At 70.1% G+C, this 21,794-nt stretch carries 20 protein-coding genes and 1 pseudogene; 13 read left to right on the forward strand and 8 right to left on the reverse strand.

Features of this window, described 5'->3' with window-relative positions; genetic code table 11:
- Positions 1–58 precede the first annotated feature (58 nt).
- Entirely contained in the window at positions 59–421 is a 363-nt protein-coding gene (locus ACIA8F_RS32440) for a helix-turn-helix domain-containing protein (RefSeq protein ID WP_399384196.1), read from the reverse strand.
- 251 nt (positions 422–672) lie between these two features.
- Here ACIA8F_RS32440 and ACIA8F_RS32445 point away from each other — a divergent pair, with 251 nt between their 5' ends.
- The 6 genes and pseudogenes from ACIA8F_RS32445 to ACIA8F_RS32470 form a co-directional block, all read left to right on the forward strand.
- Positions 673–1,470, forward strand: a complete 798-nt coding sequence (locus ACIA8F_RS32445; protein WP_399384197.1) for a hypothetical protein — start codon at positions 673–675, stop codon at positions 1,468–1,470.
- Between the two features lie 119 nt (positions 1,471–1,589).
- On the forward strand, positions 1,590–2,612 hold the full coding sequence (locus tag ACIA8F_RS32450; RefSeq protein WP_399384199.1) for a tyrosine-type recombinase/integrase: 1,023 nt from the start codon (positions 1,590–1,592) through the stop codon (positions 2,610–2,612).
- Positions 2,609–4,105: a hypothetical protein gene (locus ACIA8F_RS32455; RefSeq protein ID WP_399384200.1), complete on the forward strand. Its 1,497-nt coding sequence runs from the start codon at positions 2,609–2,611 to the stop codon at positions 4,103–4,105. Before ACIA8F_RS32450 ends, ACIA8F_RS32455 begins: the two co-directional genes overlap by 4 nt.
- A gap of 239 nt (positions 4,106–4,344) precedes the next feature.
- Entirely contained in the window at positions 4,345–5,571 is a 1,227-nt protein-coding gene (locus ACIA8F_RS32460) for an IS110 family transposase (protein WP_399384302.1), read from the forward strand.
- Between the two features lie 254 nt (positions 5,572–5,825).
- Positions 5,826–6,539, forward strand: coding sequence for a MerR family transcriptional regulator (locus ACIA8F_RS32465; RefSeq protein WP_399384202.1), 714 nt, complete (start codon positions 5,826–5,828; stop codon positions 6,537–6,539).
- 85 nt (positions 6,540–6,624) lie between these two features.
- A pseudogene (locus ACIA8F_RS32470) lies at positions 6,625–7,296 on the forward strand (DedA family protein); the annotation flags it as partial.
- A 134-nt stretch (positions 7,297–7,430) separates the two neighbouring features.
- Here ACIA8F_RS32470 and ACIA8F_RS32475 read toward each other — a convergent pair.
- Both ACIA8F_RS32475 and ACIA8F_RS32480 read right to left on the reverse strand, forming a co-directional pair.
- Complete coding sequence (locus ACIA8F_RS32475; protein ID WP_399384204.1) at positions 7,431–9,092, reverse strand: threonine/serine exporter family protein; 1,662 nt, start codon at positions 9,090–9,092, stop codon at positions 7,431–7,433.
- 181 nt (positions 9,093–9,273) lie between these two features.
- A complete protein-coding gene (locus ACIA8F_RS32480; protein ID WP_266912864.1) occupies positions 9,274–9,768 on the reverse strand; it encodes an inorganic diphosphatase in 495 nt (164 codons plus the stop codon).
- Between the two features lie 172 nt (positions 9,769–9,940).
- Between ACIA8F_RS32480 and dacB the strand changes: the two genes are divergently transcribed.
- The 7 genes from dacB (at position 9,941) to ACIA8F_RS32515 (ending at position 18,553) form a co-directional block, all read left to right on the forward strand.
- Positions 9,941–11,389: a D-alanyl-D-alanine carboxypeptidase/D-alanyl-D-alanine-endopeptidase gene (dacB, locus tag ACIA8F_RS32485; protein ID WP_399384205.1), complete on the forward strand. Its 1,449-nt coding sequence runs from the start codon at positions 9,941–9,943 to the stop codon at positions 11,387–11,389.
- A 48-nt stretch (positions 11,390–11,437) separates the two neighbouring features.
- Entirely contained in the window at positions 11,438–12,589 is a 1,152-nt protein-coding gene (locus ACIA8F_RS32490; RefSeq protein ID WP_399384207.1) for a zinc-dependent metalloprotease, read from the forward strand.
- Between the two features lie 233 nt (positions 12,590–12,822).
- The gene (gene tilS, locus ACIA8F_RS32495) at positions 12,823–13,941 is read left to right on the forward strand and encodes a tRNA lysidine(34) synthetase TilS (RefSeq protein ID WP_399384209.1); all 1,119 of its coding nucleotides are present in this window, start codon (positions 12,823–12,825) and stop codon (positions 13,939–13,941) included.
- Positions 13,942–14,006: 65 nt separating this feature from the next.
- Positions 14,007–14,567, forward strand: a complete 561-nt coding sequence (gene hpt / locus ACIA8F_RS32500; RefSeq protein ID WP_030158549.1) for a hypoxanthine phosphoribosyltransferase — start codon at positions 14,007–14,009, stop codon at positions 14,565–14,567.
- 182 nt (positions 14,568–14,749) lie between these two features.
- Entirely contained in the window at positions 14,750–16,780 is a 2,031-nt protein-coding gene (ftsH, locus tag ACIA8F_RS32505; protein WP_399384210.1) for an ATP-dependent zinc metalloprotease FtsH, read from the forward strand.
- A 110-nt stretch (positions 16,781–16,890) separates the two neighbouring features.
- Entirely contained in the window at positions 16,891–17,499 is a 609-nt protein-coding gene (folE, locus tag ACIA8F_RS32510; protein WP_399384212.1) for a GTP cyclohydrolase I FolE, read from the forward strand.
- Positions 17,500–17,641: 142 nt separating this feature from the next.
- Complete coding sequence (locus tag ACIA8F_RS32515; RefSeq protein WP_399384214.1) at positions 17,642–18,553, forward strand: hypothetical protein; 912 nt, start codon at positions 17,642–17,644, stop codon at positions 18,551–18,553.
- On the opposite strand, the gene ACIA8F_RS32520 is transcribed toward ACIA8F_RS32515, so the two are convergent.
- The 5 genes from ACIA8F_RS32520 to folP all read right to left on the reverse strand — a co-directional run bounded on the left by ACIA8F_RS32520 (position 18,550) and on the right by folP (position 21,569).
- On the reverse strand, positions 18,550–19,038 hold the full coding sequence (locus ACIA8F_RS32520; protein WP_399384216.1) for a DUF3180 domain-containing protein: 489 nt from the start codon (positions 19,036–19,038) through the stop codon (positions 18,550–18,552). The genes ACIA8F_RS32515 and ACIA8F_RS32520 overlap by 4 nt on opposite strands.
- A 79-nt stretch (positions 19,039–19,117) precedes the next feature.
- Positions 19,118–19,714 (reverse strand): 2-amino-4-hydroxy-6-hydroxymethyldihydropteridine diphosphokinase, encoded by a 597-nt coding sequence (gene folK / locus ACIA8F_RS32525; protein ID WP_399384304.1) that lies wholly within the window; start codon positions 19,712–19,714, stop codon positions 19,118–19,120.
- A gap of 8 nt (positions 19,715–19,722) precedes the next feature.
- Positions 19,723–20,082 (reverse strand): dihydroneopterin aldolase, encoded by a 360-nt coding sequence (gene folB, locus ACIA8F_RS32530; protein ID WP_030010912.1) that lies wholly within the window; start codon positions 20,080–20,082, stop codon positions 19,723–19,725.
- 141 nt (positions 20,083–20,223) lie between these two features.
- A complete protein-coding gene (locus tag ACIA8F_RS32535) occupies positions 20,224–20,610 on the reverse strand; it encodes a nuclear transport factor 2 family protein (RefSeq protein ID WP_383950244.1) in 387 nt (128 codons plus the stop codon).
- Positions 20,611–20,663: 53 nt separating this feature from the next.
- Positions 20,664–21,569, reverse strand: a complete 906-nt coding sequence (gene folP, locus ACIA8F_RS32540; protein WP_399384218.1) for a dihydropteroate synthase — start codon at positions 21,567–21,569, stop codon at positions 20,664–20,666.
- Positions 21,570–21,794 lie beyond the last annotated feature (225 nt).

The following is a 21,794-nucleotide window of genomic DNA, read 5'->3' on the forward strand; positions in this document are numbered from 1 at the left end:
AGGGCCCACACCCATGCCCTCTTCACGTCCGTTTGCACCGACATGGAGTGAAAGTTCTCTAGTCGAGGTCGCGTCGCTTCTGCGGCGGCAGCGGCTGCTGGCGCACTCCGCTCTCGTCGGCGGGCCAGTCGAGGTGGCGCGGCCACAGCATTTCGCCGAGCGTCTCCTCCAGTCGCACCATCGTCATCAGGTCGGGCCACACGGTGCCCGCCAGGACGTTCGAGATGACCTGCCGGTTGACGCCCGAGGCCGCCGCCAGCGAGTTCGCGCTGAACTTCTGGCGCTCCATGGCCTCCGCCAGCGCGCGGGCGACCGCCTGGCCCACCTGAGCCGGCAGGAAGCCGTCCATCACCGCGTACGGCCATTCACCGGCCACCGCGTACTCCCACGGCTTTTTCGCACGCCACTTTCCTCCGGTCATTCGCCCATTGTGAAGGACGGGGTGCCGAGAGGCGCATCCCCACCAGGCATGCTATCAAAACAGCAAGACCGTGTTTGCGAGACGCTCACTGCCGCGTCAGGTCAGCGCAGCCGGCCCGCAGGCAGTCTCTGGACGATCGGAGGTGGAATGGCATGACAGTGGGACGCTCCCTTTTGGGGTCCGGTGAACGGATTCTGCCGAGTGACAGGCTCCGGGCCGACCGGCATCTGCGCGTCATGAGGGCGCTTTGCATGGCGGACGAGCCGTTGACCGCGGCCGCCCTCCATGAGTTGACCGCCGTCCCCGAGAGGCGCTGCGGGCTCGTCCCCGTGTTTCTCCTCGCCACCGGGCTGATCGTGAAGGGCCCAGCCCGCTCTGGCTACGTTCCGACGAAGAGGGGACAGGGTGTCGGCCGCGCCTGGGCCCAGGGAGAGCAGGCCGGCCTGGAGGCGCTCCGTGAGGCGTGGAAGGACGAGTGGTTCACCCGCACGGTGACGCAGTGCCTGGGCGAAGGGCCGCGATCCCGCCAGTTCCTGGTCTTCGAACTCTGCCAAGCCGCCCGTGCCCCCGAGAAGCGTATGAGCCAGGCCCATGTCCTTGTCGACCTGCTCGTGGCCGTAGGCATGCTCCTTCCCGAAGGGGACGGCCGACTGAGCTGGCACGGGGGTGCGCTCGACCTCGACTCGCTCCAGCGACAGGACCAGCAGCCAAGCGACAGCAGCCGGTTGGCCCAGGACAGCGGACCGCAGAAAGAGACGGGGCAACAGCCTGGCCCCACACCCGCCCTCGAAGGCGATCCGCCCTCGGGAGTCGGCGGCGAAGACGGTGCTTCCTTCGCCCCGTCAGTTCCCCGGCCGCGCCGTGAACAGACACCGACGGCAACAAATGGCGGGCCGGCACCGGAACTGGACCTGCTCGCGCTGCTGCTTCCACCGGTTCTCCTGGCAGATCTGGCACGCCTGTCCGTCGAGGACCTGCTGGCCCTCCACGGCCACCTGCGCGGCCTCGCCGAGATCACCACCAAACTCCGGAGCCGCCCCGTCACGTAGGTAACCCCTCACACAAAGCAGGTCCGGCAGCGCCCTCTTCCCTTGGCCGGGATGGCACTGCCGGACCCCGCCTCCACCCACCATCCGGCGCGGCGCGGCCGCGCGGAAGGGGCTTCGGCATGTCCTCACGCAAGGCAAGGAACACCGCCCACGGTAGCGTGCCCGCCGACGGGCGCACACACCGTCCACCGGCAAGACAGACCCCCGCCAAGCACACGGCGTGCGCTGCCGTCACGCTGAGAAGCGCAGTCGTACAGGTCAGTCGTGCCTGGTCGCACGAAGCCGATACCGGGCTGATGAGTCGGCAGACCGCCAAGCTCTACACCAGGGCCGCGGAAGGGCTGCTGGTTTTCGGCAAGGCCCACGGCGTCACCTTGATCGACGAGGTCACCGCGGACTTGGTGAGAGCGTTCGTTCTCGCTCCTGGACGCGACCGTCACGGCAACATCATCGTCAGCCCCGAGGACGGCACCCGCCGCCAACGCCGATCCGGCATCGCATCGTTCTACACCCATGCCCGCGCCTTGGGCCTGACCCAGTGCGTCCCGCTCGTGGACGCGGAGAGCATCCACCGCAGTCCTCGCAAAGCGGGCGCCGGCCTCAGCACCGAAGAGATCGAGCTGCTGAAATTCCACTCCGAGCGCGGCATGCCCGCGACCCGCAACGCCGCAGTGCTGGCGCTTCTCCTGACCGGGCTGCACAGTGCCGAGATCGCGGCAGCAGCCACCACCGACCTCGATCTGGGCGCCGGTGAAATCACCACGTGCGGCGCCACCTACACCGAAGCCCGCATCTGCCCGCTGTCCGAATGGGCCCGCTACGTGCTCGGCCTGCGTCTGACCTACCTGGCTGGCAAGACCCCGAACCGGCACCTCCTGGTCGTCAATCCCCGCTCCGCCGCCCACGTCGCCCAGTCCAGCGTCGGATCCGCCTTCGGTGAGATCGTCCGGCGCTGCGGACTGTCCACCACCACACGCAAAGTCGAACCCCGCGACGTCACGCGGTTCCTCGCCCGCCAGATCCTCAACGAATCGGGCTCGCTCTCCGAGGTGGCCCGCCGCCTGGGCCTGTCCTCCCTCGACAGCGCGGCAGGCCTTGCCGGGCTCCAGTGGAAGACCTCCCGCACAGGCGGTACGGCATGAGCACGCCCAAATCCCGCCCCAAGCGCAAGCCCGCCAAGAGGAAGCGGCCCGACTACACCGTCGGCCCGATCCCCGATGACGCGTTCGGCGCCGCCGGAGACCCGCTGCCCCCCAAAGGCCCCGAAGCGCCTGCGATCTCGCTCAACCAGCGGTTCTCGTACCTGGTGAGCAACCCCGACCTCTACACGGCAGCCGACTCACTGCCCGCCAAGAGCAGGACGGGTCGGCCCGCCCACTACCCTCCGGTCGTCTACCTGATCTTCCTCAGCTCCATCTCGATCTTCGATTCCGCCCGCTACACCGCGGTCAACCTTCAGGACTCCATTTGGTGGAATCAAGTGCGCGACGCCCTGCGCAGCCACATAGGAGATGAAGCAGCGGACACCCTCCCAGCCGTCGGCCCGAGCCGCAGCCAGTGGAACTACTATTTCCAAAAGCATCTCAAGCCTGCCTTCGCGACAATCCGGGATATCAGCCGCGACCTGTGGATCCAGCAGGCCCTCGACTCCGGAATGATGGCCGAGAGCGGTAACCGCGTCAGTCGCGCTTACCCCGAACGTCAGCAAGTCGTCCACGCTGACGCCACCGTCGCCAGGCCCGCGTCATCCCAAAGGCAGCACGAGGTCGCAGACAAGGTCACTGGAGAGATCCGCCGCCACCGCGTTGATCCTGACGCCGGCATCAGCGTTGAGGGCGGAGGAAACCGCGTCTACGGCAACAAGTTCCTAGCCATGGCCGTACGCCTCGCTGACACTCCTCACAGCCGGATCGTGCTCAGCATCGAATCAATCCGCCATAAGTCACGCGCCCGCGACCCTCACCGCGACGACGAAGGAACCGCTTTCGTCAAAATGGTCAAGCACCTCCTCACCAAGGCTCCTGATCTGCGTGCCATCACCTACGACACTGCCCTGCGGGGAGTTCACCGTGCTCCGCTGATCGCTGCCGGTCTCGTCGCCTTCACGACGCAGCACAGTGGGCTCTCACCCGAATCCCTTACTCTCTTCCAGGAAGGTCCCTGCAACCACAAGCTGTATGTCGCCGAGGGGCGCGTTTGCGAGCGCCTCATCGACCTCAAGACCGGCAAGGACCATTACGCTCCCCTCCCTGTCGAGGAACTCGCCTGCAGGAAAGGCAAGAAGGCCACCCGCTATTACCACCGGATCACTATTCCCTGCCCCGTCAAGACGCATAGCGAGCACATTCGGGTTGACGAGACGGAAGAGGACCGCCAAACCGACCCCTCAACGGGCAAGAAGCGGTTCAACCGAACGGAACACCTGCGACAGGTGCCACCCGACACCCCCGCCGGACGCCGGCTCAAAGGGTTCCGCCAGGACAGCGAATCCCTGCACTCCCGGTTCGACCAGCGCTACCCCCACGAACGGGTACCCGCCTACGGCGCCACCGCAGCTCTGCTCATCTACATCGGCTACGCCTGGCTCAGCAACTCCATGGCACGCGCTGTGCTCAGGACCCCGGCCGCAGCCTAATGGGAGCTACGGAACCGGGGAATGCTCGTTTCCGTAGCCGCCAGCAGGTGAGCACTATCGACGCCGGAGCCTTCGAGTTCTGAGGTCAGACCGTGCCCCGGCTGGTCGGCCGGGAGGCCAGACCGCTGATGGGGTGGCGTGCCCGCCCGTCAGGGCGTGAGCACTGGATCCATTAGGCCGCGTGCCGTGCCTTCCGCAGGCTGCACCGCTGGGTGAAGTACGTGACTGGGGAGAGTCTGTTGCTGCTGATCGGTGATGACTGGGCCGAGGACCACCATGATGTCGAGGTCCAGGACGAGACCGGCCGGAAACTGGCCGCCGCGAACCTGCCCGAGGGAGTGGCGGGCATCGCGAAACTGCACGAACTCGTGGCCCGCCACGGCGGCGGGGACCTGGACCCGGCCGACGTCGTGGTCGGGATCGAGACCGACCGCGGTTCCTGGGTGCAGGCTCTGGTCGCCTCCGGCTACCAGGTGTTCGCGATCAATCCCCGGCAGGTCAACCGGTTCAAGGAGCGATACGGCTCCTCCGGAGCCAAGAGTGACAAGGGCGACGCGCACGCGCTCGCCGACATGGTCCGCATCGACCGGGACCAGCTGCGGCCGGTGGCCGGCGACAGCGAGCAGGCGCAGGCCGTCAAGGTCGTCGCCCGCGCCCACCAGACCCTGATCTGGGAACGAACCCGCACCTTCCAGCGGCTGCGCACCACACTGCGCGAGTACTTCCCCGCCGCCCTGAACGCCTACGCGGACCTGGCCCTGACCAGCACAGACGCACTGGAATTGCTGGTCAAGGCACCCACCCCGGCCACGGCGGCGAGGCTGACTCACACCCAGATCGCCGCTGTTCTGACGCGCCACCGCCGCCACAACCGGGACGCGAAAGCGGCCACGATCCAGAGCGCGCTGCGGGAGCGGCAACTCGGCCTGCCCGAGCCGGTCACCGCCGCCTACGCGGCCGCCGCCATCGCTCACGCCCGTCTGATCATCGCATTGAACGAGCAGATAGCCGCCCTGGAAGTGCAGGTGAGGGCGCATTTTCTGGCGCACCCGGACGCTGAGATCTACCTGTCGATGCCCGGCATCGGTGAGATCGTCGGCGCCCGGGTGCTCGCCGAGTTCGGAGACGACCCCACCCGATACGCCGGCGCGAAGGCCCGCAAGAACTATGCCGGGACCAGCCCGATCACCCGGGCCTCCGGCAAGAGCCACACCGTCCAGGCCCGCTACATCCGCAACAACCGGCTCGCCGACGCGCTTCAGACCCAGGCGTTCTGCGCTCTGCGGGCCTCACCCGGCGCCCGCGGCTACTACGGCAAGCAACGTGCCCGCGAGGCCGGCTACAACCCGGCCCTGCGCCAGCTCGGCAACCGACGCGTCGGCATCCTCCACGGCTGCCTCAAAACCCGCACCCGCTACGACGAAGCGACCGCCTGGGCGCACCACGCCCAACCCCATGCCGCTTGACACTAAACGACATGGGGTGTCTGACCTGCCGCATCCCTCGCACCCCTGGCTCTCACGCTCGCCCCCGGCTCCGCCCTCAGAGGCACCTCACCCCTGTCGGCAGGGGTGCAGATATTCTGCTGCCCAGCATGCTCCACCCGCTACACTGACCGCGGTGGCTGCGCCCTCACGGGCTGCCACCACACCTGTCGCCAAGCCGTCTGATCTGCCCGACTACCTCGTCAGACTTTCAGACACGTTTTTCGACAGATCCCGTGACGGTGCGCACGCTGCACCACTACGACGAGATCGGGCTGCTCTCCCCGAGCGCCCGCAGCGGGGCGGGGCACCGGCGGTACGACGACGCCGACCTCGACCGGCTCCAGCGGATCCTGTTCTACCGGGAGCTCGGCTTTCCGCTCGACGAGGTCGCGGTCCTGCTGGACGACCCGGATTCGGACCCGGGGGAGCACCTGCGCCGGCAGCACGCCCTCCTGTCCGACCGGATCGCCCGGCTCCAGCGGATGGCCGCGGCCGTCGAGCACGCCATGGAGGCGAAGAAGATGGGCATCAACCTCACCCCCGAGGAGAAGTTCGAGGTCTTCGGGGATTTCGATCCCGAGGAGCACGCCGAGGAGGCCGAGCGCCGCTGGGGCGACACGTACCGGGAGTCCGCCCGCCGGACCGCCTCGTACAGCAAGGAGGACTGGCTGCGGATCCAGGCCCTGGCCGAGGACATCAACCGGCGGTTCGCCGCCCTGCTGGACTCCGGCGCTCCTGCGGAGTCCGAGGAGGCCATGGACCTCGCCGAGGAGCACCGCGGCTGGATCAACGGCAGCTACTACTTCTGCACGTACGAGATCCACACGGGCCTCGGCGAGATGTACGTGGCGGACGAGCGGTTCACGGCGTACTACGAGGCCGTCCGGCCCGGGCTGGCGGTGTTCGTACGGGACGCGATCCTGGCCAACGCGGTCCGCAGGGTCTAGCCGCCCTTCCCTGGAACCAGGCGGGCGCGGTGTGCGTTCATAATTGGACGGACACCCCCACCTGATCCTGGAGAGCCCGGAACCCGTGAACACGCTTGCGCTCGGTCCTGAGTGGATCTCCCCGGAGTACCTGATCGGCCATTTCGGCCTGATCGGCATCCTGGTCATCGTTTTCGCGGAATCCGGTCTCTTCGCGTTCCTGCCCGGAGACTCGCTGCTCTTCACGGCGGGCCTGTTCGTCGCGAGCGGCACGATCAGCCAGCCGCTGTGGCTGGTGTGCACCCTGATCGTGGCCGCCGCGATCCTCGGTGACCAGGTCGGCTACATGATCGGCAAGGTCTTCGGGCCGAAGCTCTTCAACAAGCCGAACTCCCGGCTCTTCAAGCGCGAGAACCTCGACGCGGCGCACGAGTTCATGGAGAAGCACGGCCCCAAGGCCATCGTGCTCGCGCGCTTCGTGCCGATCATCCGCACCTTCGCGCCGATGGTCGCGGGCGCCACCGCGATGAAGTACCGCACGTTCCTGATGTTCAACGTCATCGGCGGCGTGCTGTGGGGTGCGGGCGTCACGGTCCTGGGCCACCAGCTCGGCCAGTTCGAGGTCATCAAGAAGAACGTCGAGCCGATCTTCATCGGCATCGTCCTGATCTCCGTGATCCCGGTGATCTTCGAGGTGCTGAAGTCCCGCAAGAACAAGAAGGCGGCGGCGGAGGCCGGCGGCACGGAGCCCGGCGCCGGCGAGGACCCGCAGGCCCCGGGCCAGCAGCGCAGCGGCCGCCACGCCAAGCGCTAGCCTGCTCGCTGCTCGCAGCTCCGTACGATGCCCCGCGCGACCGGATCCCCGGTCCGCGGGGCATCGTCATGTACGGAGGCCGTACGGGTGGGCCGGCCCTAGAACCCGCGGGTGCGCTTCGCCGCGCCGCGCTTGGCCGCGCTGGCCGCGCCGGGGATGCGCATGAACAGGCGGGAGGTCTCGGAGCCGAGGTTGACGCCGATGGCGATGGCGAGGGCGATGGCCGCGGCGTTCGTCAGCGAGCCCAGCCCCTCGTTCAGCCGGTCCTCGGCGATCAGGAGGAGCCCGTAGTACGTGGCGGAGCCGGGCAGCAGCGGGCCGATGGCGGCCGTGACGAAGGGGAGGGCGGAGGAGAACCGGTGGCGGGCGAGGAGCTGGCCGAAGAGGCCGACCAGCCCGGCGGCGATCGCCGTGGACGGCACCGGGGGCATCTTGGCGGCGTAGTGCAGGGCCCCGTAGATCACCCAGGCGATCCCGCCGTTCAGCGTCACGAACCACACGGTGGAACGTTCCTGCTGGAGCAGGATCGCGAACGTGAACACCAGCACCATCGAGGCGATGATCTGGAGCAGCGGCCGCTGCTCGATCTGCAGCACGTCCTCAGGCTGCGGATTGGAGCCGAACTGGACGCCGACGAAGAGCACCACCAGCACGCCCATGATGATGCCGATGAAGAGGTACATGACCTCCAGCAGTCGGGCGGACGCGGTGATGTAGTAGCCGGTCAGACCGTCCTGCACGGCCGCCACCAGGGCCCGCCCCGGCAGCAGCGCGAACAGCCCACCGGTGATGATCGCCGAGGAACGCACGTCGAGGTCGGTCATCTTCAGCGCCACGCCCATCGCGGCCGGAGGCATCGCCGCCACCACGAACTGGTAGAACTCCGGCAGCCCGCGCCCGGCACACAGCCAGGCCAGCCGGTCGCCGAGCACCGCACCGAGTGCGGCTGCGAAGAACACCAGCACGCCACCGCCGACCAGCGTGGAGGCCGCCCCGGCCAGCAGACCGGCGGCGCCGGTGAGCACCCAGCCGGGGTACGGGTGGCGGTTGCGGCGGATCTCGGCGAGCCGGCGGTACGCGTCCTCCAGCGAGATCTCGACCTCGTGCGCGGTGATGTCGTTGACGAGGGCGAACACGGCCGAGAGCCGGGTGTAGTCCGTACCGCGGCGGCGGACGGTGCGGTTCGCCGACACCGGATCGTCCACCAGGGAGGGCTGGTGGGTGATCGACAGCAGGGTGAAGGTGACGGTCGGCTCGCAGCGGTCCAGGCCGTAGCTGCGGGCCACGGCGAACATCGCGGCCTCCACGTCCTCGGCGCCCTCGCCGCCCGAGAGCAGCAGCTCGCCGATGCGCAGCGTCAGGTCGAGCACGCGCCCCACCGCGGGCCCGGTCTCCACGGCCAGCCGCTGAGAGGGCTCCGGCACCGGCCGGACGTCGACCGGCATGCGCAGCACCGTGCGCATGCGGTCCTGCCAGGGGGACTCCTTCAACCGGGTGACCGGGAAGCCCGGAGGGCCGGTGTAGGCCGGTGGGGAGTGCGCGGCGCTGTAGGTGTGCGGCGTCGCGAACGCGGAGGCGGGGCCGTCGGGATCCGCGGGCACCGACGCGAGGCCTTCGGGGACGGCGAACTCCGAGGTCGGCTGGTCCTCCTCGGTCGCCTCCGGGTCCACGCCGACCCCGTCCGGCACGGAGAACGCACTGTGCGCCTCGTCCGACTTCGGCTTCCGGTCCTCTGTCCCGGATCCTTCGCCCTCCGCCACGCGTCCTCCAGTCCCCGACCCAGCCCGTATCAGTATGCGGAACACCTTGATCCGCCGCGAAAGCGGCACCGGCCGGCCCGCCCCCGCACAAGACGACGGGCGGCACCCCGTCCAAGGGGTACCGCCCGCGGTGTCACAGGGGCTGGAGGGGCCTCAGGCCCGCTCCGTCACCGAGCGGAGCTCAGTGCTGGCCGCCCTGGGCCTCGAGGCGCTTGTACGAGGCCTCGATCTCGGCCTCGGCCTCGACGCGGCCGACCCAGTTCGCGCCCTCGACCGACTTGCCCGGCTCCAGGTCCTTGTAGACCTCGAAGAAGTGCTGGATCTCCAGGCGGTCGAACTCGGACACGTGGTGGATGTCGCGCAGGTGCTCCACGCGCGGGTCCGACGCCGGCACGCACAGCAGCTTGGCGTCGCCGCCCGCCTCGTCCGTCATGTTGAACATGCCGATCGCGCGGCACTTGATGAGGCAGCCCGGGAAGGTCGGCTCGTCAAGGATGACCAGCGCGTCCAGCGGGTCGCCGTCCTCGCCGAGGGTGTTCTCGACGAAGCCGTAGTCGGCCGGGTAGCTGGTCGAGGTGAAGAGGCGACGGTCCAGACGGATCCGGCCGGTCTCGTGGTCCACCTCGTACTTGTTCCGCGAACCCTTGGGGATCTCGATGGTGACGTCGAACTCCACGTCCTGCTCCTCCATGATCAGCTTCAGTAGCTTGATTGCTTCGGGACTGCTCCGACTCACCTGCGTGCGTGGCCGTCCCGGCCCTGCCGGGTGGGGTGCCATGCTCGCGGCAAGACGCAATGGTTAAGTGTCCCTCACGCATATGTGTGATCGCGAAAGGGGCTGGTCCGAGGTGCCATTGGTCAGGACCTGGCAGCTCATCGCGGTGTCGGCCGTCTCCGGCCTCGCCCTGTCGGCCGCGACGGTGGCCGCCGCGGGTCCCTGGGACTCCGGCCAGCGTAAGGCCGAGCGGGACAAGGCCGCCTCCTGGAGCCGTACGGGTGGCGCAGATCACGGCACGGACGGCGCCGCGGCCCTCCCGGAGGCCGCCCCCAGCGCCCCCGGCGTGCTCGCCGGGCTCCGCCCGGCCGGAGCCGGCGACGCCACCGGCGGACAGGCGGTGGCCGCGGACTCCGGAGTCCTCGCCGCCGCCCTGCGGCCGCTGCTCGCCGACCCCGCCCTGGGGACCGTCCGCAGCGCCTCCGTGATCGACACCGCCACCGGGACGGTCCTCTTCGAGGCCGGGGCCCGGGAGCCCATGACCCCCGCCTCCACCGTCAAGATCGCCACCGCCTCGGCCGCCCTCGCGGCCCTCGGCCCCGACCACCGGATCCGCACCACCGTGACCCCCGGCGCCGGGCCCGGCCAGATCGTCCTCGTCGGCGGCGGCGACCCGTCGCTCACCGCCAAGAAGAAGGCGCCCGCCGGCTCCGGCGGCAGCCTCGTCGCCCTCGCCGCGGACACCGCCCAGGCCCTCAAGGCCGCCGGCACCGACACCGTGGCCCTCGGCTACGACGACTCGCTCTACACCGGCCCCGCCGTCCACCCGATCGGCGACAACCCCAACCTCGCACCCGTCACCGCCCTGACCGCCGACGAAGGCCGCCCCGACGAATCCTTCTCCGGCCCCGTCAAGCGCAGCCAGGACCCCTCCCGCGACACCGCCCGGGCCTTCGCCGCCCTGCTGGCGGAACGCGGGGTCAAGGTCACCGGCGAGCCCGCGCGGGCCAAGGCCGCCGCGGGGGCCGTCCCGCTCGCCGCCACCCTCTCGCCGCCGCTCGCCGGGCTCGTCGAGCGGATGCTGACCTACAGCGACAACGACATCGCCGAAGCCCTCGCCCGCCAGACGGCCCTCGCCTCCGGAGCGCCCGCCAGCTTCGACGGCGTCGCCCAGGCCACCGGTCCCAGACTCGCCGCCCTCGGGGTCGACACCGCCGGCTCCCGCTTCGCCGACGGCAGCGGGCTGGGCCGCGCCGACAAGGTCAGCGCCGGCCTGCTCACCGCCCTCCTCGCCAGGGCCGCCGATCCGCAGCGGCCGGAGCTACGGCCCGTCCTCACCGGACTGCCCGTCGCCGGATTCACCGGCACCCTGCGCGGCCGCAACTCCGGCACCTCCCCGGCGGCCGGCCTGCTGCGGGCCAAGACCGGCACCCTGACCGGCGTGAACACCCTCGCCGGCACCGTCCTCGACCCCACCGGCCGACTGCTCGCCTTCGCGTTCCTGACCGCGAACACCCCGGACGCCGGCGCCGCCGAGAAGGGCCTCGACAAGCTCGCGGCTGCCGTGGCCACCGCTTCCTAGGGCGTCCTGGGGATCCCGCCCGCGCCGAGGTCCACGTACGGTTGACGCATGACGAGCTTCGGTGGTGCGGAGATGGTCGACTGGAACCTCGCGGTGGCGACCGCGACCAGGCTCGTGCGGCCCGGTCCCGAGGTCAGCCGGGAAGAGGCGCGGGCCGTCGTGGCGGAGCTGCGCAGGCACGCCAAGACCTCCGAACGGCACGTGCGCGCTTTCACGCGGATGATGCCCGAAGGCACGGCCCCGGCCGATACGCCCGTCCTCGTCGTGGACCGGGCCGGCTGGGTCAAGGCCAACGTGGCGGGCTTCCGCGAGCTCCTGTCGCCCCTCCTCGGCAAGATGCAGGACCGCCGCTCCGGCACCCCCGGCGGCGCCGTGCTCGGCGCGGTCGGCGGCAAGGTCACCGGCGTCGAGCTGGGCATGCTGCTCAGCTTCCTGGCCTCCCGCGTGCTCGGCCAGTACGAGACCTTCGCGCCCGCGGGCCTCGACCTCCCGGGCTCCGCCACGGGCGGCCGGCTGCTGCTCGTCGCGCCGAACATCGTCCACGTGGAGCGCGAGCTGGAGGTGGACCCGCACGACTTCCGCCTCTGGGTCTGCCTGCACGAGGAGACGCACCGTACCCAGTTCACGGCCGTCCCGTGGCTCCGCGAACACCTGGAGGGCGAAATCCAGACGTTCCTCGGAGCCACCGAAGTGGACCCGATGACCGTCCTGGAGCGGCTGCGCGAGGCCGCCCAGTCCTTCGCCGGAGCCCGCCCCGACGCGGAGAGCGGAGAGGAGGGCCGCTCCCTCGTCGAGCTCGTCCAGACCCCCGAGCAGCGCGAGGTGCTCGCCCGGCTCACCGCCGTCATGTCCCTCCTGGAAGGCCACGCCGACTTCGTCATGGACGGGGTCGGCCCCGAGGTCGTGCCCTCCGTCGCCGAGATCCGCGAGAAGTTCCAGCAGCGCAGGGCCAGCGGAGCCGGCCGGCTCGACGCCGCCCTGCGCAAGCTCCTCGGCCTCGACGCGAAGCTGCGCCAGTACCGCGACGGCGAACGCTTCGTCCGCGCCGTCGTCGGCCAGGTCGGCATGGACGGCTTCAACCGGGTCTGGACCTCCCCGAACACACTGCCGACCAAGTCCGAGATCGCCAGGCCCGCGGACTGGGTGGCCCGCGTCCACCGCAAGGGGAGCGAGCAGAGCGAGGCGAGCGAAGAGGTGTGACCGGAGAGGCGTGAAGATGTCCCTCTGGGGGAAGCAGCGTCACCCGTCCGAGGGACCGTGGGGCGTGGAAGGGCGTGCGATGCTCGGGGAACGGCTCGGTTCTGTCACCATCGACGCACTCTGAGTGACAACCCCCGCCCGCGGGGGAGCCGGGCAGCACACCGGCACACCACCTCCCCCTACGCCTCCCCAGCGCCTCCGAGGCATCCGAACTCCACCGAAGGGCACCGGACATGGGTCCCCATCCTGCGGTCGCAGCGATACGCCTGGCGGTCCGCCGCGCACTCCACGACGTCCTCACCGACCTCACCGACATCACCAGCCGCCCCGCTCCCGCCCCCGCACCCCGGGTGGGCCGCCCCGGCCGCACCGTCGGCTCCTCGGCCGGTGCCGCCCCCCACGACCCCCTCCCCGACACCGCCCCGCTCGTCCTCGTCGCCTGCTCCGGCGGCGCGGACTCCATGGCGCTCGCCTCCGCCCTCGCCTTCGAGGCCCCCAAACTCGGAATCCGGGCCGGCGGCATCACCGTCGACCACGGCCTCCAGGACGGCTCCGCCCTGCGCGCCGCCGAGGTCGTCTCCCGCATGACCGCGCTGCACCTCGACCCCGTGGAGTCCGTCGCCGTGCGCGTCGGCCGCGACGGAGGCCCCGAAGCCGCGGCCCGCGACGCCCGCTACGCGGCCCTGGACGAGGCCGCCGACCGACTGGGCGCCGTCGCCGTGCTGCTCGGCCACACCCGCGACGACCAAGCCGAAACCGTCCTGCTGGGCCTCGCCCGCGGCTCCGGCATCCGCTCGCTCTCCGGCATGGCGGAAGTCTCCGGAGGCCCCGGCGTACGGGGCGGCCGCAGCCACCGCTACCGCCGGCCCTTCCTCCAGGTGGACCGGCAGACCGCCCGCAAGGCCTGCATGGTCCAGTCCCTCGCCGTCTGGGACGACCCGCACAACATCGACCCCGCCTACACCCGCTCCCGCCTGCGCCACGAGGGACTGCCCGCCCTGGAGAAGGCGCTCGGCAAGGGGGTCGTGGAGGCGCTCGCCCGCACCGCCCAGCTCTCCCGCGACGACGCCGATGCCCTGGACGCCTGGGCCGCCGAGGCCGAGAGCGGCGTACGGGACGAGGACGGCCGCCTGGAGTGCGCCAAGCTGTACGCGCTGCCCCCCGCCGTCCGCCGCCGCGTACTGCGCCGGGCCGTCGTCGCCGCCGGTTCCCCCGCAGGCTCCCTCTTCGCCCGCCACATCGAGGAAGTCGACCGGCTCATCACCGGATGGCGCGGTCAGGGAGCCATCAACCTGCCCGGCCGGGTCGAGGCCCAGCGGCAGGGTGGCAGACTGGTCATCCGGCAGGGCTGATTGGTGCTGAAACACGGCTGAGACCTCCGGGGTCACCCCCGGAGCCCCAGCCGACAACGAAAGTGATGCGGGTGGACGAGAAGGACATGGGCAGCGACCTCCAGTCGGTGCTCATCACCAAGGAAGAGATCGACGCGAAGCTGGCCGAGCTGGCCGCGAAGATCGACGCGGAGTACGCGGGCAAGGACCTGCTCATCGTCGGCGTCCTCAAGGGCGCGGTGATGGTGATGGCGGACCTGGCGCGCGCCTTGTCCACCCCGCTCACCATGGACTGGATGGCGGTGTCCTCGTACGGCGCCGGAACCCAGTCCTCGGGCGTGGTCCGGATCCTGAAGGACCTGGACACCGACATCAAGGACAAGCACGTCCTGATCGTCGAGGACATCATCGACTCGGGCCTGACCCTGTCCTGGCTCCTGTCGAACCTCGGCTCCCGCCAGCCGGCCTCCCTGGAGGTCGTCACGCTGCTGCGCAAGCCCGACGCCGCCAAGGTCGCGATCGACGTGAAGTGGGTCGGCTTCGACATCCCGAACGAGTTCGTCGTCGGCTACGGCCTCGACTACGCCGAGAAGTACCGCAACCTGCCGTTCGTCGGCACCCTCGCTCCCCATGTCTACGGCGGCTGATCCAGCGCCCGACAGGGGAACCCTGGAGCGATTCCCGCCGTTGGAGCATGGAAAGGCGGGTCTGTCAGCCGTCCCATGAGGCCGCGGGTGACAATGCAGGGGTACATTCCGAAGAACAGTCTTTACTCACAGCAGCATTTACCTACGGGCAGGAGGGACGGGGTGCCTAGCGCCCCGTATGGATGGACGTGAAGCGATACTTCCGTGGGCCGGTTATGTGGATCGTGCTGGCCGTCCTCGCCGTGGTCGTGTTGATGAACGTCGTCGGCTCCGGCGGCGGCTACAAGTCGGTGGAGACCAGCGAGGTCATCAAGGCGATCAACAGTGGCCAGGTGGACAGCGCCAAGCTCACCACCGGTGACAGCCAGATGATCAAGATCGAGCTGAAGAAGGACCAGAAGCTCGGCGACAACGACGGCACCAAGTTCCAGGCCAACTACATCGGGGACCAGGGCGTACAGCTCGCCCAGAACCTCCAGACCAAGTACGAAGCCGGTCAGATCCCTGACGGGTACTCCGTCACGCCGGACAAGACCAGCCCGTTCCTGAGCGTGCTGCTCTCGCTGCTGCCGTTCGTCCTCATCGTCGTGGTCTTCCTGTTCCTGATGAACCAGATGCAGGGCGGCGGCTCCCGAGTCATGAACTTCGGGAAGTCCAAGGCCAAGCTCATCACCAAGGACACCCCGAAGACGACGTTCGCCGATGTCGCGGGCTCGGACGAGGCCGTCGAGGAACTCCACGAGATCAAGGAGTTCCTCCAGGAGCCGGCGAAGTTCCAGGCCGTCGGCGCCAAGATCCCCAAGGGCGTGCTGCTCTACGGCCCGCCCGGCACCGGAAAGACCCTGCTCGCGCGTGCCGTCGCGGGCGAGGCCGGTGTGCCCTTCTACTCGATCTCCGGATCCGACTTCGTCGAGATGTTCGTCGGTGTCGGTGCCTCGCGTGTCCGCGACCTGTTCGAACAGGCCAAGGCCAACGCCCCGGCGATCGTCTTCGTCGACGAGATCGACGCCGTCGGCCGGCACCGCGGTGCGGGCCTCGGCGGCGGTCACGACGAGCGCGAGCAGACCCTCAACCAGCTGCTCGTCGAGATGGACGGCTTCGACGTGAAGGGCGGGGTCATCCTGATCGCCGCCACGAACCGTCCCGACATCCTCGACCCGGCCCTCCTGCGCCCCGGCCGCTTCGACCGCCAGATCGCGGTCGACCGTCCGGACATGCAGGGCCGTCTGGAGATCCTCAAGGTCCACCAGAAGGGCAAGCCGGTCGCCCCGGACGTGGACCTGGGCGCCGTCGCCCGCCGCACGCCCGGCTTCACGGGTGCCGATCTCGCCAACGTCCTGAACGAGGCCGCGCTGCTCACGGCCCGCTCGGACGGGAAGCTGATCGACAACCACGCGCTGGACGAGGCGATCGACCGCGTCGTGGCGGGCCCGCAGAAGCGGACCCGGATCATGTCGGACCGGGAAAAGAAGATCACCGCGTACCACGAGGGCGGACACGCCCTGGTCGCGGCGGCTTCCCCGAACTCCGACCCGGTCCACAAGATCACCATCCTGTCCCGCGGCCGGGCCCTGGGTTACACCATGGTCCTGCCCGACGAGGACAAGTACTCCACCACGCGCAACGAGATGCTCGATCAGCTCGCGTACATGCTGGGCGGGCGCGCGGCCGAGGAACTGGTCTTCCACGACCCGACCACGGGCGCCGCGAACGACATCGAGAAGGCCACGGCAACGGCCCGCGCGATGGTCACCCAGTACGGCATGACCGAGCGCCTCGGCGCGATCAAGTTCGGCGGAGACAACACCGAGCCGTTCCTGGGCCGCGAGATGTCGCACCCGAGGGACTACTCGGAGGAGGTTGCCGCGCTGGTCGACGAAGAGGTCAAGAAGCTCATCGAGACCGCGCACAACGAGGCCTGGGAGATCCTTGTCGAGAACCGCGACGTCCTCGACAACCTGGTCCTCGCCCTCCTGGAGAAGGAGACGCTCAACAAGGAGCAGATCGCCGAGGTCTTCTCGACGATCGTGAAGCGCCCGGCCCGCCCGGCGTGGACCGGCTCCTCGCACCGCACGCCGTCCACCCGTCCGCCGGTGCTCTCTCCCAAGGAGCTCCAGCTGACGAACGCGGCGAACGGCACGTCGGCCTCCTCCTCCACCGTCTCGGTGGAGAAGACCCCGGAGCCCTCCCCGGAGGAGCGCCCGGAGGCCTAGTACCTCCCGGAATGGATGCCGCGCCCCCCAGGTTCTAGCCTGGGGGGCGCGGCATTTTCATCTGGTCATACTTGTTTGGCCGCGACTGCACAGACAGGAACGAGGAAAACATGACCGACCCAGTGACCCTGACCGGTGGCGAGGGCGCGATCCGAGAGTTCGACGAGAAGCGCGCCGAGGCGGCGGTCCGCGAGCTGCTGTTCGCGGTCGGTGAGGACCCGGACCGAGAGGGGCTCCTGGAGACCCCGGGTCGCGTGGCACGGGCGTACAGGGAGATTCTGGCTGGTCTGTGGCAGAAGCCCGAGGACGTGCTGACGACGGTGTTCGACCTGGGCCACGATGAGCTGGTCCTGGTCAAGGACATTGAAATCGTCTCTTTGTGCGAGCATCACCTGCTGCCGTTCCACGGCGTCGCTCACGTCGGCTACATCCCGGCGGAGAACGGCAAGATCACGGGTCTGTCGAAGCTGGCCCGGCTCGTGGACGTCTACGCCCGCCGACCGCAGGTGCAGGAACGTCTCACGACGCAGATAGCCGACTCGCTGATGGAGATCCTCGATGCGCGCGGCGCCATCGTGGTGGTCGAGGCCGAGCACATGTGCATGTCGGTCCGTGGAATCCGCAAGCCGGGAGCCAAGACGACCACGTCCGCGGTCCGCGGTCAGCTCCGTGCCACGGCAACACGAGCCGAGGCGATGAGTCTCATCCTGGCGCGCTAGCCGGATTGTCAGCGCTGTCCGCTACGGTCCCCCTCCACGAGTTCGCTGAGGGGGACCGATGCTTTGGGGCCTACCGAGCAGGCAGACGGTCAATGCAGTGGGAGGACGCCTTCGAGCATGCGATGTCCGGCCTGGAACCCGGTTGTGGACGCTCGGGGACGGACGCACGGAGCAGACCGAGGTCGTCGACGTGGTCGTGGCTCAGACGCGTGCCCTCGTCGACGTGAGCACGGACCACGCGACCTTCGCCGTGACCCCGGACCAGCTTCTCCGGACGCCCGACGGATGGACGCACGCACGTGACGCCGTCGGGACCGTGGTGGCCTGGGCCCACGCGCGCAAGTTGCGCCGGGAACGGCTTTCGATCCAGCCGGGATACCAGCTCGGCTACCTGATCGGGGCGACGTGCTCCGACGGCACGGTGGGTAGGAACTACGTGTCCTTGGTGGTCAACGACGAGGCGTTCGCCGCGAAGTACGCGCGATCCGTGACCGGAGCCACGGGCCTTCCCGCGCGGCTGGAAGCCGTGACAAGGCCTTCCGGATACCTCGGGCGGGACGTACCCGGCTTCCGGGTCCGTGTGGTCTCTTCCTACCTCGCCGACCTCATGAGGCAGTACGCGGGCGGCGATGCCCACCACATGCGCCAGAGCTTCCCGCGGGTGGTACTCAGAGACGAGGAGACCTTCGGCGGATTCCTTGACGGCTACGGCGACGGTGACGGGTACAGGATTACTCGATGGCCGGCGAGAGTCCTCGTCAGCTCGAACGCTCCGTTTCTCGCCGATATCGCGGAGATCATCGGTGCACGCTTCACGCCACGCACCGATGGGTTGTCATCCCACCTCGTGGTTGCGGACAGCTGGCCGAAGCGCGGTACGTTCCGGGCGGAAGAGCACGACGTCGAGCTCCACGAGTCGGCCTGGGTCGAGGTCGCCACGGTCACGCAACGGCCGCTCAGCACCAAGCCGTCCACGCTGTACGGCTTCCGGCTGACCCCTCACCCGGACTTCCTGGTGAACGGGCATCTTGTCCGGACGCCGTGGGAGGTCTAGGCCGGGGTGGCGGTCGCCTTGGCCGGGTCCTCGTCGTCCGGGAGCTTCAGGACGTGTTCCAGGAAGAGGGCCGCCGCCACGACCGCCGCGCCCGCCAGGACCGAGAAGCCGGCGTACCAGGTCTGGTCGCGGCGGGCGGGCACGTCCATGGCGGTGGTGAGGAGGAAGACGCCGACGCCGCCGTAGGCGCCCGCGACCAGGGCCGCCACGAGGGCGCTGGACTGGCCGAAGACGACCGCGCGGGCCGCCATGAGCGGCTCCACGCCCTTGGCGCCGGGCACCCGCTCGCGCTGGGCCTTCAGACGGGAGCGCAGCGACAGGGCCGTCGCCAGCAGGACCACGGCGATGGCGCCGAGCACGATGGGCGCGGCCACCGGGACGCCGGGGAGCGTGCCGTACGCGTTCCACAGCCGGGCTCCGGCCCAGGACAGCACCGCGGCGATCGCGAAAATGCCCGCCAGGACCGCCGGCCTCAGTTGCTTCACGTGCGCCTCTCCCACCGTTCCCCGTGCGTGCGTATCCGGTGATCCTAAGGGTGCGACGGCCCCGCCCCGCGGGCGCGGCTCACTCGGGGAGGCGCAGTTCCAGGTCCTCGCGCCGGGTGACTCCGGCGACGCCCACGGCTGCCAGGAGCTCCGCCACCGGCCCGTGGCCGGGGATCTGGGCCTCGGGGTCGACGTCGTTCCAGGGGGCCAGCACGAAGGCGCGCTGGTGGGCGCGCGGGTGCGGGAGGGTGAGGTCGGCGTCGGCGGAGACCACGTCGGCGTAGGCGATGATGTCGACGTCGATCGTGCGGGGCCCCCAGCGCTCCTCGCGGACGCGGTCGAAGGCCTCCTCGATGGCGTGGCCGCGCTCCAGCAGCGAGCCGGGGGGCAGGGTGGTCTTCACCGAGATGACGGCGTTGAAGTACGCGGGCTGCGAGCCGGCCTCCACGCCCCACGGCTCCGTCTCGTAGACGGCGGAGACGGCCTTGACCCGCAGGCCCGGGGTGTCGCCGAGGGCGTCGATGGCGCCCTGGAGGGTCTCCAGGCGGTTGCCCAGGTTCGCACCGAGCGCGACGACGGCCCACTTGGGGTTGGACAGGGTCACGTCCGCCGCGTCGACGGCTTCGACCACGGAGGCGGGTACCGGCTGGACGGTGGGGTCGCTCTGGGCGTTCATTCCGTTGTTCACGCGCGGCTCCGGGTGATCGTGATGGTCACGTCGTCGAAGGGAACGGTGATCGGCGCGTCCGGTTTGTGGACGACGACCTCCACCTGGGCGACCGCCTCGTGCTTGAGGCACTGCTGGGCGATCCGCTCGGCGAGGGTCTCGATCAGGTCCACGGGCTCGCCCTGGACCACGTCGACGACTTCCTCCGCGACTACCCCGTAGTGCACCGTCTTAGCCAGGTCGTCGCCCGCTGCCGCGGGCCGGGTGTCGAGGTGGAGCACCAGGTCGACGATGAAGGTCTGGCCTTCCTCGCGTTCCCGGGGGAAGACGCCATGGTGCCCGCGAGCCTTGAGGCCGCGCAGCGCGACACGATCCACGCGAATCACTCCTGCTTTTCGTAGGTGCTTCCGGTCCGGGACTCCCCGGATCCATGGCCCACGCCGAGTGCGGTCGACGTCGTCCGTCTTCGAATTTACCTGCGAAATACCTCGGCCCCCGACAGCCCCCCGGCTGAAGGGCTAGGAGGGCTCCTCCTCGTCGTCCTCGTCGGAGTCCGTGAGCACGGGAGAACCGTGGTGCGACCAGAGGCGCCAGCCGTCCGGTGTGCGTCGGAACACATTCGTCGCGACGACGAGCTGGCCGACGAGCGGGCCCAGTTCTCCGCCGTCCTCGGCGGGTCCGCCGCTGAGGATGTTCTCGGTGCAGGTCACCAGGGCGGTGTCCCCTATGACCGTGACCTTGGTGTCGGTCAGGAAGAACTGGATGTACTCGGTGTGCGACATGATCAGCGCGTAGGAGCGCAGCACTTCGCCGCGTCCCGACAGCACCGGCCAGCCCGGGTGCACGCAGGAGATCTCGTCTTCGAGCCAGAGCGCCGACAGTGCGTCGAAGTCCCCCCGCTCCATGGCCTCGTAGAAGGCCGTGTTGACCTCTTCGACGGATTCGATGTCGGTACGGCTCACCGTGCCCCTTCCTCGTTGCTACGGGTCGTACCCAGTGCCCCTTCCACGGCACGGGCCACCCGAACCGCGTCGGCGCTCGCCCGTACCTCGTGGACCCGTACGGCCCAGGCCCCCCGGGAGGCGGCGATGGCGGTGACGGCGGCGGTGGCGGCGTCGCGTTCGCGGGCGGGCGGCGGGGAGGCGCCGTCGGCGCCGGCCAGCACCCGGCCGAGGAAGCGCTTGCGCGAGGCGGCGACCAGCAGCGGGAAGCCGAGCGCGCGCAGCTCGGCGAGGTGGGCGACCAGGGCCAGGTCGTGCTCGGCGTTCTTGGCGAAGCCCAGGCCCGGGTCGACCAGGAGCCGCTCGGGGGCGATGCCGCCGGTGACGACGGCGTCGATGCGGGTGCGCAGTTCCGCGGTGACCTCGGCGAGGACGTCGTCGTAGACGGCGAGGCTGTTCATGCCGTCGCTGAAGCCGCGCCAGTGCATGACGACGAAGGGCACCTCGGCGGCGGCGACGGCCGGGATCATGCCCGGGTCGGCGAGGCCGCCGCTGACGTCGTTGACCAGGGTGGCGCCGGCGGCGACGGCCGCGGCGGCGACGGAGGCGCGCATGGTGTCGACCGAGACGACGACGCCTTCGGAGGCGAGCCCGCGGACGACGGGGACGACCCGGCGCAGCTCCTCCTCCTCGTCCACGCGGGAGGCGCCGGGGCGGGTGGACTCGCCGCCGACGTCCACGAGGTCGGCGCCCTGGGCGACGAGGTCGAGGCCGCGCTTGACGGCGGCGGTGGTGTCGAACCAGCGGCCGCCGTCGGAGAAGGAGTCGGGGGTGACGTTGACGACGCCCATGACCGCGCAGCGGTCCCAGTGGGGGAGGCCCGTCACCAGGCCCCTGGGGGCGGGGCCGCTGTTCGTGTTCATGGTTCCCAGGGTAGGGCCCGTGGCCTTGGCCTCGCCCTGCGTGGCGGGCGGGGCCGGTGGGCGGGTGGCCGGGTGCGGGGCCGGCCGGGCCGGTGGGTGGGTGGGGTGCCGCTGCGCGGGCTGCTCCCCGCCCCGCCCTTCCTCCGTTCCCGGGGGGGGGGGCCCCGGCCCCCCGGGGGGGGGGGGGGGGGGGGGGGGGGGGGGGCGGCGCGGGGCGGCCCCGGC

Source organism: Streptomyces sp. NPDC051563, from assembly GCF_044454225.1.
In the GTDB taxonomy this organism is placed as follows: domain Bacteria; phylum Actinomycetota; class Actinomycetes; order Streptomycetales; family Streptomycetaceae; genus Streptomyces.

Bases quoted from the DNA above. Each gene is read 5' to 3' on its own strand.
- folE (WP_399384212.1), top strand. From the start codon at position 16,891: ATGACCGACCCAGTGACCCTGACCGGTGGCGAGGGCGCGATCCGAGAG.
- ACIA8F_RS32490 (WP_399384207.1), top strand. From the start codon at position 11,438: ATGACGAGCTTCGGTGGTGCGGAGATGGTCGACTGGAACCTCGCGGTG.
- hpt (WP_030158549.1), top strand. From the start codon at position 14,007: ATGCGGGTGGACGAGAAGGACATGGGCAGCGACCTCCAGTCGGTGCTC.
- folK (WP_399384304.1), bottom strand. From the start codon at position 19,714: ATGAACGCCCAGAGCGACCCCACCGTCCAGCCGGTACCCGCCTCCGTG.
- ACIA8F_RS32445 (WP_399384197.1), top strand. From the start codon at position 673: ATGGCGGACGAGCCGTTGACCGCGGCCGCCCTCCATGAGTTGACCGCC.
- ACIA8F_RS32535 (WP_383950244.1), bottom strand. From the start codon at position 20,610: ATGGAGCGGGGGGACTTCGACGCACTGTCGGCGCTCTGGCTCGAAGAC.
- ACIA8F_RS32440 (WP_399384196.1), bottom strand. From the start codon at position 421: ATGACCGGAGGAAAGTGGCGTGCGAAAAAGCCGTGGGAGTACGCGGTG.
- ACIA8F_RS32455 (WP_399384200.1), top strand. From the start codon at position 2,609: ATGAGCACGCCCAAATCCCGCCCCAAGCGCAAGCCCGCCAAGAGGAAG.
- ftsH (WP_399384210.1), top strand. From the start codon at position 14,750: ATGGACGTGAAGCGATACTTCCGTGGGCCGGTTATGTGGATCGTGCTG.
- ACIA8F_RS32450 (WP_399384199.1), top strand. From the start codon at position 1,590: ATGTCCTCACGCAAGGCAAGGAACACCGCCCACGGTAGCGTGCCCGCC.
- tilS (WP_399384209.1), top strand. From the start codon at position 12,823: ATGGGTCCCCATCCTGCGGTCGCAGCGATACGCCTGGCGGTCCGCCGC.
- folP (WP_399384218.1), bottom strand. From the start codon at position 21,569: ATGAACACGAACAGCGGCCCCGCCCCCAGGGGCCTGGTGACGGGCCTC.